Raw genomic sequence first — 14,532 nt, forward strand, 5'->3', positions numbered from 1 at the left:
GCGGCGGGCTATCGGCAGGCCGGCCTGCGCGGCAGCGCTTTGTCGGCCGGCGCCCGGGCTGATCAACTCGCCCAGCAATGTGGCGGTGCCACCAGCCCGGCATTGGCTGCGGCCAGGGTGACCCTGCCGCTCACGGAACGGGAGCGCGAGATCGCCCTGTTGGTGGCCCACGGCCTGTCGAACCGCGACATCGCCGAGGCGATGTCGTTGTCGGTGCGCACGGTCGAAGGCCATGTCTACCGGGCGACGGTTAAGGCCGGTGTCGCCACCAGAGCCGAATTGTCCTCGATGGTCCAGCGATTCGATCAAGCTGGGGCCGGCTTGTCTCCTGCGCCGGTGTGGGGACGTGATGCATCACGTCAGGATGCCCGCGAAACGTGATGGACAAGCGGGCTGTCGTGTCCGTACAGTGGTACGGACGTAGGAGGTGGGGTTATGTCCTCAATGGCTTCTGCTCGCCTGGAATTTCGGATCCGCCCGGATCGCAAGTCCGAGATCGAGCGTGCCGCAGCGCTCGTCCACGAACCGGTCAGCGAGTTCGCCCGGACCGCAGCTGAGGAGAAGGCCGAGCGGGTTCTTCGCGAGCACGAGGCGACGACGACCGTACCCCCGGAGTTCTTCGACGAGATGTTCGCCGCGCTTGACGCTCCGCCGTCGCCGAATACCGCCCTTACCCAGGCTGCTCAGCGCGCGCGCGAAGTCGTGATCCGCGACTGACTGGGATGCCCTTCCGCTCCCAACGCTTGGATCCGGACCGGCACTATGTCAGCGGCTTTAGCTGCGGCGAGCCGTCTCTGGACGCCTGGTTGCGCGAGCAGGCCGCCCCGGCGAGCGTTCGGAACACCGCTCGGACCTGGGTTTGGGTGGATCCGCCCGGCACGGTCGTCGGTTACTACGCTCTGGCGGCCCATAAGGTCGCACGCGCGGCCGTCCCCCGCCGAATTGGCCGCGGCGGGCCGGTCGAGATCCCGGCGGTTCTGCTCGCCCGGCTCGCGTTGTCCACGTCCTTGCAAGGGCAAGGGCTGGGCGTGGTCCTGGTCGCCGACGCACTCGCTCGTGTCGTCGAGGCCACCCACACGGTCGCCGCGAGACTCGTTGTGGTGGACGCCCTGCACGAGCGAGTCGCCCGATTTTACGAATCGCTGGGTTTTCGCCGCGTGCCGGACAGCCTCCTACTCGTCCAAAAGATCGCCGACATCGACGCCGCGCTCACACCGCCGACGTGAGATGGCCCGCGCCGCGCCTCGACAGGTTCTCCCTGCTGTGAACGGCGACGGGGCCGGCGTCGCCACCCGAGCCGAATTGTCTTCGATGGTCAGGCAATTCGATCAAGCATCGGCGTCATCGGGCTGATTCAAGACGGCGGGCCGCGATCTCGGCCATGATGGCTCTATGGAATTTCGCTACCTGGGCAACTCCGGCCTGCAGATCTCCGAGATCACCTACGGCAACTGGCTCACCCACGGATCGCAGGTCGAGAACGACGTCGCCACCGCGTGCGTGCACGCCGCGCTCGATGCCGGCATCACCACCTTCGACACCGCCGATGTCTACGCGAACGGGCGCGCCGAGGAGGTACTGGGCGCCGCGCTGAAGGGACGGCGGCGTGAATCGCTGGAGATCTTCACCAAGGTCTACTGGCCGATCGGGCCGGCCCCGTTGGGCCGCAACGACACCGGCTTGTCCCGCAAGCACATGATGGAGGCCATCGACTCCTCGCTGCGCCGGCTGGGCACCGACTACGTCGACCTGTACCAAGCGCACCGCTATGACTCCTTCACCCCGCTGGAGGAGACCATGCAGGCCTTCGCCGACATCGTCCGGGCGGGCAAGGCGCTCTACATCGGTGTCAGCGAGTGGACTGCCGAACAGATCCGCCAAGCCCACGGGATGGCCCGCCAGCTCGGCATATCGCTGATCTCCAGCCAACCGCAGTATTCGATGCTGTGGCGCGTGATCGAGCCCGAGGTAGTCCCGACCTGCCGAGAACTCGGACTCAGTCAGATCGTCTGGTCGCCGATGGCCCAGGGCGTGTTGTCCGGCAAGTACCTGCCGGGTCAGCCGCCGCCGGCCGGCTCGCGTGCCACCGACGAGAAGGGCGGCGCGAACTTCATCAAACGATTCATGACCGACGACGTGCTGACCCGGGTGCAGCAGTTGGCACCGATCGCCGCGGAGCTGGAGCTGACGACGGCACAGCTGGCCATTGCCTGGGTGCTGCAGAACGACAATGTCGCCGCCGCTCTGGTCGGGGCGTCGCGCCCGGAGCAGGTTGCCGAGAACGTCAAGGCCGCCGGCGTGCGGATCCCCGATGAGCTGCTGGCCCGCATCGATGAGGTGCTGGGCGACGCGGTGACCAGCGACGCCGACGTGGTGGCTCGCTCCACCCCGGCCAAACGGTTGATCTAGGCCGTTACACCCGGCACAGGATCTGGCTGTGCGGGATCAGCAACCAGCCGTCGGGATGATCGGCCCAGTCCCGCCAGGCCTGTGAAATCGCTTGCAGCTTGGTCTGATCGGCGGCAGCACTGTCGAGCAGCTGCTGGGCGATGGCCGATTGCAGGATCCGGTCGGCCCACATGCCGCCCCAGTGCTCCCGGTCGGCGGGTGTGCCGTAACACGTCGCGCTCGCCGTCGGGGTGACGTCGGTGAACCCGGCCGCGTGCGCCCAGGCCAGCAGATGCCGGCCCGCGTCGGGCTCACCGCCGTTGGCTCGCGCGGCATCGCGATACAGCCGCAGCCAGTCGTCCAACTCGGCCGATGCCGGATACCAGGTGAACGCCTCGTAGTCGCTGTCTCGCGCGGCCACCACGCCGCCGGGCTTGCACACTCGGCGCATCTCGCTCAACGCGGTCACCGGATCGGCGACGTGTTGCAGCACCTGATGGGCATGTACCACGTCAAAACTGTTGTCGGGGAACTGCAATGCGTGCACATCAGCAACCACAAAGTCGATGTTGTGCTGCCCCCGTTCACGCGCGTAGTCGCGGGCCAGATCCAGTGCCTCGGGGATGGGCTCGATGGCGGTCACCCGGCCCGGTGCGACGAGGGCGGCCAGGTCCGCCGTGATGGTTCCGGGGCCGCAGCCGACGTCCAGCAGCTGCAAACCCGGCCTCAGCGACTCCAACAGATAGGCCGCGGAGTTCTGTGCCGTGCGGGAGCGGTGGGCGCGCAATACCGATTCGTGGTGGCCGTGGGTGTATTTGGGCGCTGGGGACTTCGTCACGTCAACATATTATGAGACAGAATCGCGTTGTCGGATGCGTCGTCGTTCGCCGACCGTGCGGTTTCATACCCAACACGCCGGGGTCGGCGTATGAAACCGCACGTTCGGTGGCGCACTACCGCTCGCTTGTGGATGGCCGTCGGCCGGTGGTCAGAATTCCTGCGAACCTCCGGCCATGCAGACCATTGAGTGGCCGTTTCTGGCAGGCGAGGCACTTGAGTCCGGTGCACTGACGTTCCGTGAACTCCGCCGCTTTCACGCCGCCGTCTACCCGGGCGTGTGGGTGCCGCGGGAAGCCGACCTGTCGCCGCAGCAACGCGCCCGGGCCGCGTGGCTGTGGTCGCGCCGCCGAGGCGTCCTCGCGGGGCTATCTGCTGCGGCGCTCTTGGGAACCAAGTGGATCGAATCTGATTGCCCGGCAGAACTCATCCATACGAATCGGCGGCCGCCGAACCTGATCCGGGTGCACACCGACACGTTGCTAGCGGGTGAGACCGCCGAGATCGACGGTCTGCCGCTGACCACGGCCGCCCGCACCGCCTTTGACATCGGCCGACGGCTTCCGCTCAAGCAAGGCGTGCAGCGCCTCGATGCGTTGATGAATGCCACCGACGTAAAGGTGAGCGATGTGGAGGCGGTCATTGCCCGCCACCCGGGCGCTCGGGAGCTGCGTCAGCTGGCGAAGACGCTCGATCTCGTCGACGCCGGGGCTGAATCACCGTATGAATCGCTGACTCGACTGTTGCTGCTGCAAGCGGGATTCCCCAGGCCACAGACGCAGATCCCGATTTACGACGACTACGGGAACGTATTTGCGCGCATCGACATCGGCTGGCCGGAATTTCTCGTCGGTGTCGACTTCGAGGGTGCCCACCACTGGACCGACCCCAAGCAGCGCGAATGGGACCTCGAAAGGGCTGCGCTGATCGCGGAACGCGGCTGGCTGGACATCCGGTTGGCCAGCCGCACGCTGCACAACCGGCCGCGGGTGTTCCTGGACCGGGTGGGCGCGGCCTTGGTTGATCGCGGTTGCCCGAAGACGTGGTGACTGTGCGGTCCCATCCGGGACGAGCGGCGTGTTGCGTATGAAACCGCACGGCGGGGCAGGGGGAGGGGCAGGAGGCTCAGGACGGCGCGGGCTGACGGCCGCGTACCAGCCTGCCGGGCCGGGCCGCGGTGGGTTTGCCGTTCTCGGTGATGATCTCCCCGGAGACCATGGTCGCGACATAGCCATCGGCGGTCTGATCCAACCGGCGTCCACCGGCCGGCAGGTCATAGGTGACCACCGGCTTGTGCAGCCGCAGGTTCTGGTGGTCGATGACGTTGAGGTCCGCCTTGTAACCGACCGCGATGCGACCCCGGTCCTCGAGTCCGGCGACCCGGGCCGGGGTCGAGGTCAGTTCGCGGACCGCCTCTTCGACGCTGAGGCGCCCCGCTGCTCGGTCACGGGCCCAGTGCGTCAACACATAGGTGGGAAAGCTGGAGTCACAGATCATTCCGTAGTGGGCGCCGCCGTCGCCCAGCCCCAGCACCACGTCGTCGCGGCGCATCAGAGTCCCGACGGTGTCCAGCGAGTTGTTCTCGAAATTCGCCAGCGCGTCGAGCAGGATCGCGTGCCCGTCGTCTTCGAGCAGCCGGTCATATGCTTCTTCGACCGGGGAGACGCCGCGTGCCCGGGCCCGCGCCGCAATGCTCCTCGACGGATCCGGCTCGTAATCGGCGTCATCGCCCAGCGGGTACGTCCAGTCCCAGGACTGGGAGAGGTAGGCGATCGGGTTGGTCGGGACGACGCTGGGCTGATCGGCCAGAATCCGCTGCCGCACTTCGGGTTTGCGCATCTCGGCTACTCGCTGCGCCAGCGGCAAGCGAGCGATCTTCTGGTAGCTCGGGTACAGCACGAACGGGTTGATGCTCAGGTCCAGGCCGACCATGAGCCCGATCGGTCGCGGGAAGATCTGCGCGGTGACCGCGGCACCGGAGCTGTTGGCCTTCTCCACCAAGGCGATTGCGTCCGGCCAGATCGGCTCACCGGCGTTCCCGATCAGCAAGGTGAACGTGACCGGCAGCCCGGCATCGGTGGCCGCGTCGAAAACCTGCTGCAGCACAGGCTGATATGCGCGGTCCGGGAGGTCAGGGACGAACTGGATCAGGCCACCACCACCGTCGGCGATGCCGCGGCCGATCTCGAGGATCTCGGTGTAGGCGGCGTCATAGCTGGGGATCTGGGAGCCGCCCTGGGTGCGGTGGGTGACCAGCCGCGACGACGAGAAGCCTAGCGCCCCAGCCTCTGCCGCCTCTTGGGCCAGCCTGCGCATGTGCGCCAGATCCGCGGGAGTGGCCGGCTCGCGGTCGATGCCGCGCTGTCCCATCACGTAGACGCGCAGCGGCGAATGCGGCAGGAACGCCGCCACGTCGATATCCCGCTGCCGCATGTCGACGGCATCCATGAACTGCGGAAACGTCTCCCAGGTCCAGGGGAGTCCGTCGGTCATCACCACGCCGGGAATGTCCTCGACGCCGGCCATCAGGTCCACCAGCACGTCGTGGTCGGCGATGCGGCACGGCGCGAACCCCACCCCGCAGTTGCCCATCAGCGCGGTCGTCACCCCATGGGCCGATGAGGGATTGAGGCGATCCGACCAGATCGATTGGCCGTCGTAGTGGGTGTGCAGATCGACGAAACCCGGTGTCACCAGCAGGCCGGTCGCATCGATGACGTGCTGCGCGTCGCCGGTCACCCTGCCGACCTCGGCGATGACACCATCGCGGACCCCGACATCACCGACATAGGGTTGGCCACCCAGCCCATCGACGATCGTGCCGTTGCGGACCACGACATCGAGGCTCATCTAGTTAATCTACGACCGTGCGGTGCCGCATGCCAGGATGTATTCCATGATCGACCACCTGGGCATCAACTGCACCGACTTCGCCAGGTCGCAGAAGTTTTACGACGCGGTGCTCGACGTTCTGGGCTACACGCGGCAGTTGGATTTCGGCGAGGCCGTCGGCTACGGACGAGACGGCCACCCCACCTTCTGGATCGCCGACGCGGCCGCGGGTGACGCCTCGGGCCCCAATCGCGAAGTCCACGTCGCGTTCAGCGCCGCCGATCCCGAGCAGGTGCAGGCGTTCTACGACACCGCCCTGCGACTGGGCGCCGAGTCCCTGCACGCGCCGCGGCTGTGGCCCGAATACCACCCTAGCTACTTCGGCGCCTTCGTCCGCGATCCGGACGGCAACAACGTCGAGGCGGTCTGCCACCAGGCGTAGCGTCGGGCGGTATGACGGAGAACGACACAACCGCCGCTTTACGGGCCCTGCTCCGCGACGCATTCACCCGGCTGATCGAGCACTCCGACGAACTCACCGACGGGCTCACCGATGAGGTGGCCGGCTATCGGCCGACGGCGCAGGCCAACAGCATCGCGTGGCTGCTCTGGCACAGCGCCCGGGTCCAGGACATTCAGATCGCCCAGGTCGCCGGCGTCGAGCAGGTGTGGACCCGCGACGGCTGGGTGGACCGGTTCGACCTGGACCTGCCGCGTGATGACAGTGGCTACGGCCACAGCCCCGCCGATGTCGCCAAGGTTCGTGCCCCGGCCCAACTGCTGGCGGGCTACTACCGCGCCGTGCATCAGTTGACCCTGGGCTACCTGGACGGCGTCACCGCCGACGAGCTGGCCCGGGTCGTGGACACCCATTGGGACCCGCCGGTGACGGCGGGGGTCCGGCTGGTCAGCATCATCGATGACTGCGCTCAGCATCTGGGACAGGCCGCGTACCTGCGAGGCTTAAAAGGGTGAGCGCCCCAACTTGACACCTGTCGAGGCCCGGTGCGATCCGGGTCACAGCCCGGACTAGCATGGCGCCATGACCGCCACCAACTCAGTCGCTGCCTTCACCGGCACCGGAACCGTGTTCAGCCCCGCCACCGGGGAGACTGCCGGCGAGGTGCAGTGGACCGACCCTTCTGACGTCGAAAAGATCGCGGCCGGGCTGCGCACCGCCCAGCGGGAGTGGGAGCACCGCGGCGCCAAGGGCCGGGCCAAGGCCCTGGCCCGATTCGCCTTGTGGCTCGGCGACAACCGGGACGAGATCGAGAAGCTGCTGATCGCCGAGACCGGCAAGTCCAGCACCGACGCCGCGCAAGAAGTGCCGCTGCTGATCATGATCCTGTCGTACGTGATCAAGGTGATGGAGAAGGCGGTCGCCCCGGAGACCCGGCCGGCCTCGCTGCCGGTGATGAGCATCAAGAAGATCGCCATCCATTACCGGCCCCGTCCGGTGGTCGGCGTGATCGCGCCGTGGAACTACCCGGTGGCCAACGCGCTGATGGATGCCATCGGCGCGTTGGCGGCCGGCTGCGCGGTGCTGCTCAAGCCGTCCGAGCAGACCCCGCTCACCGCGGAGGTCCTTCGCCAGGGCTGGCTGGCCTCCGGCGCCCCGGACGTGTTCGCGGTGGTGCAGGGCGCGCGCGAGGTCGCCGAAGCGGTGATCGACAACTCCGATTACGTGCAGTTCACCGGCTCCACCGCCACCGGGCGCAAGGTCGCCGAGCGCGCCGCCAGCCGGCTGGTGCCGGTCAGCCTCGAACTCGGCGGCAAAGACCCGATGATCGTGTGCGAGGACGCCGACATCGACCTGGCCGCGCACGCCGCGGTGTGGGGCGCGATGTTCAACGCCGGTCAGACCTGCGTCTCGGTCGAGCGGGTGTACGTGCTCGAACCTGTCTACGACAAGTTCGTCGCCGCGGTCGTCCGCGATGTCGAGGCGTTACAGATGGGCACCGGCGAGGGCAAGCACTTCGGGGCGCTGATCAGCGACCAGCAACTGTCCATCACCGAGCGGCATGTCAAGGACGCACTGGCCGCCGGGGCGCGCGCGCTGACCGGTGGTGAACGCGCAGGCGGTCCGGGCAGCTTCTACCCGCCCACCGTGCTGGTCGACGTCGACCACTCGATGGCCTGCATGACCGAGGAGACCTTCGGCCCGACCCTGCCGATCATGAAGGTCGCCAGCGTCGACGAGGCGATCCGACTCGCCAACGACAGCGCCTACGGGTTGAGCGCCTCGGTGTTCTCCCGTGACGTCGCGCGGGCCAAAGACATTGCACTGCAATTGGACTGCGGAGCGGTGAACGTCAACGACGTGATCTCCAACCTGATGTGCACGACGGCGCCGATGGGTGGCTGGAAGACCTCGGGCATCGGGGCGCGCTTCGGCGGTGAGGACGGCATCCGCAAGTTCTGTCGGCAGGAGACCGTCGTCGCACCGCGCACCAACGTCGGTGCGGGCGGGAACTTCTACCACAATTCGCTCAAGACGCTGGCCCGAAGCAACCGGCTGATCACCAAGCTGGCGCTGGCGCGTCCGCGCCGCACCGCGAAATAGTGCGCGTCTTCACCGCGACGCTGTTCTGGCTGCTGACCACCGCAATCCTTGCGGTGGCGCTGCCGACGGCATGGGCGCAGTACAACCTCATCGACGCCGACGGCTACGCGCGGTTGGCGGAGCGGGCAGCGGCTCAACCGGCCCTGCAGGACGCGGTGGCGGCCGAGCTCAGCGCTCAGACGGTGCAGCTGATCCGGGGGAGTGGCTTCGGCATCGACCCGTCGGAGGTACGACAGGCGGCCCGCCAATACACCGCCGGGCCGTCATTTCCGGCGCAGTTCGTTCGGGTCAACCGGGACGGGCACGCGTGGCTCCTCAACGTCGGCGATCCCGGTCCCTGGGAGATCGACGTGATACCGATGCTGCGCGACGATGCGTTTGCGCAGCTGCTGTCCGACTACCCCATCACGTTGCCGGCCTCGTTGACGGTGCCACTGACGTCGACGTCCACGGAGGTGATGCGTCCCGGTGGGCTGCACCGGCTCGCAGTGTGGGGGCCGTTGCTCACTGTTGTATTGGGCGCAATGGCCGGATTGTGCGCGATTCTGACGCTGATCGCGGCACGGCACCGCGGCAGGGCCTTGGCGAGCCTGGGTGTTTCGGCGTTGTTGGTGGGCGCGGTCGGCTGGTCGGGGGTCGAAGTGGCGCGGCGCCTGCTCAACCAGGTGCTCAGCCAGGCGACCGGCGACATTCGCCGGATCACCGATGCCCTTGCCGATGTGGCCGAAGGGAGCCTGCACCTCTGGCTCAATCTGACCCTGGCGGCCGGTGCGGTGATGGTGCTGGTCGGGGTCGGAATCGCGCTGGCCGGTGGCCTGCGTAAGAAGTCCTGACGGGTCGACCTTCAGAACACCTCCACGAGTGCATGGTGACCACCGGCACGGGCCAGTCTGCGATCGCAGGTCACCAATGGTGCGTCCAATATCTCCGTCAGCGCGATGAACGTGGCGTCGGAGGCCGTCAGGTGGTGACGCAGCTGCCATACCCGATCGGCAAGTGAGCCGAGCGGGTATCGGGTCAACGTGATGTCGGCGATGTCGGCGCGTGCACCCAATTTGGGTGTGAGCGGTGCGTCAGGCCTGCCCCAGCGTCCGCCACAGGAACGAAAAGCTCAGCGCTGACTTGAACGCCGCCTGGGCGTTGTCGGCCGCGCCGCCGTGCCCGCCCTCAATGTTCTCGTAGTACCAGACCCGATGCCCGACGTCCTGCAGTGCCGCCGCCATCTTGCGGGCATGCCCCGGATGCACCCGGTCGTCTCGGGTGGAGGTGGTGATCAGCACCGGCGGGTAGGCGGCATCGGCGGAAATGTTCTGGTACGGCGAGTATTTACTGATGAACTCCCACTCGTCGGGGTCGTCCGGGTCGCCGTACTCGGCCACCCAGGACGCGCCGGCCAGCAGCAGGTGGTAGCGCCGCATGTCCAGCAGCGGCACCTGGCACACCAGCGCGCCGAACAACTGCGGGTAGGCGGTGAGCATGATGCCCATCAGCAGTCCGCCATTGCTGCCGCCGACCGCTCCCAGCTGTGCCACCGTCGTGATGCCGCGGGCCACCAGATCGGTTGCCACCGCGGCGAAATCCTCGGCCACCAGGTGCCGTCCTGCCAGCCCGGCCCGTACTCGCCGCCGCCGCGGATGTTGGCCAGCACGTAGGTGCCCCCGCGTGCCAGCCAAAGCCGGCCCAGCACACCGTCGTAACCCGGGGTGCGCGCCACCTCGAATCCGCCGTAGCCGCCGAGCAGTGTCGCGCCGGTGGCGCCCGGCGGGCGCACCACGAAGTACGGGATCGCGGTGCCGTCTTTCGAGGTGGCGAAGTACTGGCTGACCTGCAGCCCGTCGGCATCGAAAAATGCGGGAGCGGACTTGATCTCGGTCAGCGTCCCGTCCACCGGGCCATGCAACAGCCGCGACGGACGGTCGAATCCGCTTGAGTCCAAGAAGATCTCGTCACCGGTATCGTCGGCGGCCGCGATCACCGTGTTGGTGTTGGCCGGCACCGAGGCGACCGGCCGACGCTGCCAGTCACCTGGCGTGACGATCTCCACCCGGCTCGCCACGTCGTGCAGCGTGACCAGCACCAGCCGGTCGCGGGTCCATGCGTAGTGATGCATCGCGGTGTGGGTGTCCGGTTCGAAGATGACGCTGCACTGCGCTGTGCCGGCGAGAAATTCGTCGTAGTCGGCGGCCAACAGTGAGCCGGCTCGATACGACGCGGTGGCGGTGTCCCAGTCGGTGCGCAGATCGATCAGGATCCACTGCCGGTGCACCGACACCGAGGCGTCGGTAGGCGCGTCGATGCGGATCAGCTCGCCCTCGCGTAATTCGTAGACTTCGTCGTTGAAGAAGTCGATGGCCCGCGACACCATGGTGCGTTCGAATCCGGGGGTGCGGTCTCGGCCCGCGGCCACCACCACATCGGTTGTGGCTCCGACGAATACTGTCTCCGCCTGCGCCAGATCCTGGCCGCGGCGCCATCGTTTCACCATCCGGGGGTAGCCGGACTCGGTCAGCGAGTCGGCGCCGAAATCGGTGCCCACCAGCACCGTGTCGTCGTCCTCCCAGCCGATGCGTGTCTTGGCCTCGGGAAGCTCGAATCCCTGGGCGTCCGCGCCGACGAATTCTCTTGTTGCCATATCGAATTCACGCACCACCACGGCGTCTGATCCGCCGCGGGACAGCGATATCAGGGCCCGGGTGTGGTGGGGCTCGATCACGTTGGCCCCGCCCCAGACCCAGTTTTCGTCGTCGGCGCGGGCGAGCTCATCGAGGTCGATGACCACGTCCCACTCCGGGCTGTCGGTGCGGTAGCTGTCCAAGGTGGTGCGCCGCCACAGCCCGCGCGGGTTGGCGGCATCGCGCCAGAAGTTGTAGAGGTACTCCCCACGACGTCGCACGTAGGGGATGCGGGCGTCGGTGTCGAGCACTTCCAGCGCGGTGGCACGCATCGCTTCGAAGTCGTCGTCGCCGAACTCCTCGACTGTCGGGTCGTTGTGGGCGCGCACCCAGTCCAGGGACTGCTCGCCGGTAACGTCCTCCAGCCACAGGTACGGGTCGTCGATGTCTTCGGCAGGCATGGAAGTCATTGTGACCACGACGGTAATGTGAGTTGGGTAACACCCACGGCTAAGGAGCAGCATCGATGACCGTTTTCGCACGACCGGGTTCCGCAGGCGCGCTCATGAGCTACGAGTCGCGCTACGGGAACTTCATCGGGGGGCAGTGGGTGGCACCGGTCGGCGGTGAGTACTTCGAAAATGCCACCCCGGTCACCGGCCAGGTGTTCTGCGAGATCCCGCGCTCCACGGCGGCCGACATCGACCTGGCGCTGGACGCCGCGCACGCTGCCGCACCGGCCTGGGGCAAGACCTCCCCAGCCGACCGGGCGGCGATCCTGTCCAAGATCGCCGACCGGATCGACCAACACCGCGAGCAGCTGGCGGTCGCCGAGGTGTGGGACAACGGCAAGCCGATCCGGGAGGCGCTGGCCGCCGACATCCCGCTGGCCGCGGATCACTTCCGCTACTTCGCCGCGGCGATCCGCACCCAGGAGGGTGCGCTGAGCCAGATCGACAACGACACCGTCGCCTACCACTTCCACGAGCCGCTGGGCGTGGTCGGTCAGATCATCCCGTGGAACTTCCCGCTGTTGATGGCCGCCTGGAAGCTGGCGCCCGCCCTGGCGGCCGGCAACGCGGTGGTGCTCAAGCCGGCCGAGCAGACCCCCGCCTCGATCCTGTTCCTGATGAGCCTGATCGGTGACCTGCTCCCGCCGGGAGTCGTCAACGTGGTCAACGGATTCGGTGTTGAGGCGGGCAAGCCGCTGGCGACCAGCAACCGGATCGCCAAGATCGGCTTCACCGGCGAGACCACCACCGGGCGGCTGATCATGCAGTACGCCAGCCAGAACATCATCCCGGTGACCCTGGAGCTCGGCGGTAAGAGTCCCAACATCTTCTTCTCCGATGTGTTGGCCGCGGCCGACGACTTCCAGGACAAGGCTCTAGAGGGGTTTGCGGGATTCGCCCTCAATCAGGGCGAGGTGTGCACCTGCCCGTCGCGGTCGCTGATCCAGGCCCCCATCTACGACGAGTTCCTGGAACTGGCGGCGATCCGCACCAAGGCGATCCGCCAAGGCGATCCGCTCGACATCACCACGATGATCGGGGCGCAGGCCTCCAACGACCAGCTGGAGAAGATCTTGTCCTATATCGCGATCGGCAAGGACGAGGGCGCCACCACCGTCACCGGCGGTGAGCGCGCCGAGCTGGGCGGTGAGCTGTCCGGCGGCTACTACGTGCAGCCGACCATCTTCGCCGGCCACAACAAGATGCGGATCTTCCAGGAGGAGATCTTCGGTCCGGTGGTGTCGGTGACGTCGTTCACCGACTATGCCGACGCGATCGAGATCGCCAACGACACCCTCTACGGGCTGGCTGCCGGGGTGTGGAGCCGCGACGGCAACACCGCATACCGGGCCGGGCGCGACATCCAGGCCGGGCGGGTGTGGGTGAACTGCTACCACGCCTATCCCGCGCATGCGGCGTTCGGCGGCTACAAGCAGTCCGGCATCGGCCGGGAGAACCACAAGATGGTCCTCGACCACTACCAGCAGACCAAGAACCTGCTGGTGTCCTACTCCCAGTCGGCACAGGGTCTTTTTTGATGGGCATGTTCTGATGGACGCACCGGACCGGGTGCTGATCACCGACGCGGCCGCCGAACTGGTGGCGCGTCTGGTGGCGCGCCACGGCCCGGTGATGTTCCACCAGTCCGGCGGCTGCTGCGACGGGTCGGCGCCCATGTGCTATCCCGACGGCGACTTCATCATCGGTGACCACGACGTGCTGCTCGGCGTGCTGGAGGTCGGCATCGAAGTGCCGGTCTGGATTTCCGGTCCGCAGTTCGCCGCGTGGAAGCACACCCAGCTGATCATCGACGTGGTGCCCGGCCGCGGAGCCGGGTTCAGCCTGGAGGCACCCGAAGGCATGCGGTTCCTGACGCGCGGCCGGGCCTTCAGCGGCGACGAGAACACGCTGCTGGAAACAGTCCCGGTGATTACCGGGTCGTTACCACGCTGACCGGCGCGAACGCCGTAAAATCTGGTGGTGTGATTCCGCTGCCACGCCCTTGGTTGTTGAGCAGCGCCATGCTGGTCGGGGCTGCGGTCGGCATCTTGGCCGGGATCGGATTGAGCCTGGTCATCGCCGCGCCGCTGCGCCCGGACGTCGCGATCACGCTGGTGCTCGGAGCGCCCAGCATCGCGGGGCTGGTGCTGGTGTTCGTCTCCTCGCGTCGGTGGGTAACCGCACTGGGTGCGTTTCTGCTCGCGATGGCGGTCGGGTGGTTCAGTGCACTGGCCGCGATTCAGGTGGTGGCAGGTGTCTGACAACACCACCGACACCGGGTCACTGCCCATGACCGAGCCGCACATGGCACCGATCTTCGACACCGGGCCGCATCCGATACCGCTGCCCGGGCCGGCGGAGGCACTGGACGAGCCGGTGCTGGAGCCGGAACCGGAAAGCCCTACGTCGGCGTCCGCACCGCCGCCGGGCAAACCGCCCAAACCGGTGGTCCTCACAGGCCAATACCAATTCCTGAAGTGGTGGCAGCTGACCCTGGTGCTGTTGGCGGTATGGATTCCGGCCGCCGGGATCGGTCTGGGGCTGTTCGCCTGGTGGTACAGCCTGGCCGACAAGACACCGGCCGTCTTCGTGGTGCTGGTCTATGCCGCCGTGTGTGTGGTCGCCGGGCTGATCGTGGCGATGGTGGGGGAGAAGCCGCTGGTGTCGGCCGTGGCGATCGCGTTGATGTCGGCGGTGTTCGCCGCCGCGGTCGCCGCTGCGCCGCTGTACGGGCACTACTACTGCCAGCACGTGAGTCGCTGTGTCGCCGGAATTATCCCGTACTGAG

Annotated in this window: 16 protein-coding genes and 1 pseudogene; 13 read left to right on the forward strand and 4 right to left on the reverse strand. The window is 67.3% G+C overall.

Features of this window, described 5'->3' with window-relative positions; all coding sequences use genetic code 11:
• The 4 genes from BN4346_RS13480 to BN4346_RS14400 form a co-directional block, all read left to right on the forward strand.
• Window positions 1-381 (forward strand): response regulator transcription factor (locus BN4346_RS13480; RefSeq protein ID WP_167666188.1); only part of this gene is annotated, 381 nt, incomplete at its 5' end.
• A 63-nt stretch (window positions 382-444) separates the two neighbouring features.
• Window positions 445-717 carry a type II toxin-antitoxin system TacA family antitoxin gene (locus BN4346_RS13845; protein ID WP_067966604.1) on the forward strand — a complete coding sequence of 91 codons (273 nt, stop codon included), beginning with the start codon at window positions 445-447 and terminating at the stop codon, window positions 715-717.
• Between the two features lie 26 nt (window positions 718-743).
• Window positions 744-1,226 (forward strand): GNAT family N-acetyltransferase, encoded by a 483-nt coding sequence (locus BN4346_RS14050; RefSeq protein WP_167666189.1) that lies wholly within the window; start codon window positions 744-746, stop codon window positions 1,224-1,226.
• A gap of 166 nt (window positions 1,227-1,392) precedes the next feature.
• A complete protein-coding gene (locus tag BN4346_RS14400; RefSeq protein ID WP_067966610.1) occupies window positions 1,393-2,409 on the forward strand; it encodes an aldo/keto reductase family protein in 1,017 nt (338 codons plus the stop codon).
• Between the two features lie 4 nt (window positions 2,410-2,413).
• Here BN4346_RS14400 and BN4346_RS14415 read toward each other — a convergent pair whose 3' ends face one another.
• Window positions 2,414-3,226, reverse strand: coding sequence for a class I SAM-dependent methyltransferase (locus BN4346_RS14415; RefSeq protein ID WP_067966614.1), 813 nt, complete (start codon window positions 3,224-3,226; stop codon window positions 2,414-2,416).
• Window positions 3,227-3,401: 175 nt separating this feature from the next.
• On the opposite strand from BN4346_RS14415, the gene BN4346_RS14565 reads away from it, so the two are divergent.
• Complete coding sequence (locus BN4346_RS14565; RefSeq protein ID WP_067966617.1) at window positions 3,402-4,274, forward strand: hypothetical protein; 873 nt, start codon at window positions 3,402-3,404, stop codon at window positions 4,272-4,274.
• A gap of 76 nt (window positions 4,275-4,350) precedes the next feature.
• Here the strand turns inward: BN4346_RS14565 and BN4346_RS14570 are convergent, their stop codons facing one another.
• On the reverse strand, window positions 4,351-6,075 hold the full coding sequence (locus BN4346_RS14570) for an N-acyl-D-amino-acid deacylase family protein (protein WP_067966620.1): 1,725 nt from the start codon (window positions 6,073-6,075) through the stop codon (window positions 4,351-4,353).
• Between the two features lie 46 nt (window positions 6,076-6,121).
• On the opposite strand from BN4346_RS14570, the gene BN4346_RS14575 reads away from it, so the two are divergent.
• From BN4346_RS14575 to BN4346_RS15615, 4 genes are all read left to right on the forward strand, one after another.
• A complete protein-coding gene (locus tag BN4346_RS14575) occupies window positions 6,122-6,499 on the forward strand; it encodes a VOC family protein (protein ID WP_067966744.1) in 378 nt (125 codons plus the stop codon).
• A gap of 11 nt (window positions 6,500-6,510) precedes the next feature.
• The gene (locus tag BN4346_RS14975; protein ID WP_067966625.1) at window positions 6,511-7,032 is read left to right on the forward strand and encodes a mycothiol transferase; all 522 of its coding nucleotides are present in this window, start codon (window positions 6,511-6,513) and stop codon (window positions 7,030-7,032) included.
• A 67-nt stretch (window positions 7,033-7,099) separates the two neighbouring features.
• Window positions 7,100-8,620: an aldehyde dehydrogenase family protein gene (locus tag BN4346_RS15410; RefSeq protein ID WP_067966628.1), complete on the forward strand. Its 1,521-nt coding sequence runs from the start codon at window positions 7,100-7,102 to the stop codon at window positions 8,618-8,620.
• A complete protein-coding gene (locus BN4346_RS15615) occupies window positions 8,620-9,453 on the forward strand; it encodes a hypothetical protein (protein WP_067966631.1) in 834 nt (277 codons plus the stop codon). Before BN4346_RS15410 ends, BN4346_RS15615 begins: the two co-directional genes overlap by 1 nt.
• An 11-nt stretch (window positions 9,454-9,464) precedes the next feature.
• On the opposite strand, the gene BN4346_RS15620 is transcribed toward BN4346_RS15615, so the two are convergent.
• Window positions 9,465-9,674: a type II toxin-antitoxin system VapC family toxin gene (locus BN4346_RS15620; RefSeq protein ID WP_067966635.1), complete on the reverse strand. Its 210-nt coding sequence runs from the start codon at window positions 9,672-9,674 to the stop codon at window positions 9,465-9,467.
• A gap of 19 nt (window positions 9,675-9,693) precedes the next feature.
• Window positions 9,694-11,702 (reverse strand): annotated as a pseudogene (locus BN4346_RS15635) (prolyl oligopeptidase family serine peptidase).
• 56 nt (window positions 11,703-11,758) lie between these two features.
• Between BN4346_RS15635 and adh the strand changes: the two are divergent.
• From adh to BN4346_RS16595, 4 genes are read left to right on the forward strand one after another with little or no spacing between them, the layout of a single operon-like run.
• Window positions 11,759-13,282: an aldehyde dehydrogenase gene (adh, locus tag BN4346_RS16110; RefSeq protein ID WP_067966638.1), complete on the forward strand. Its 1,524-nt coding sequence runs from the start codon at window positions 11,759-11,761 to the stop codon at window positions 13,280-13,282.
• A gap of 13 nt (window positions 13,283-13,295) precedes the next feature.
• Window positions 13,296-13,697, forward strand: a complete 402-nt coding sequence (locus tag BN4346_RS16430; RefSeq protein ID WP_067966641.1) for a DUF779 domain-containing protein — start codon at window positions 13,296-13,298, stop codon at window positions 13,695-13,697.
• A gap of 29 nt (window positions 13,698-13,726) precedes the next feature.
• Window positions 13,727-14,005 (forward strand): putative holin, encoded by a 279-nt coding sequence (locus tag BN4346_RS16535; protein WP_078058393.1) that lies wholly within the window; start codon window positions 13,727-13,729, stop codon window positions 14,003-14,005.
• On the forward strand, window positions 13,998-14,531 hold the full coding sequence (locus BN4346_RS16595; protein ID WP_078058394.1) for a hypothetical protein: 534 nt from the start codon (window positions 13,998-14,000) through the stop codon (window positions 14,529-14,531). The genes BN4346_RS16535 and BN4346_RS16595 overlap by 8 nt, the downstream gene beginning before the upstream one ends.
• The last annotated feature ends 1 nt before the right edge of the window (window position 14,532 follow it).

The organism is Mycolicibacter icosiumassiliensis, assembly GCF_900078685.2.
GTDB lineage: Bacteria > Actinomycetota > Actinomycetes > Mycobacteriales > Mycobacteriaceae > Mycobacterium > Mycobacterium icosiumassiliensis.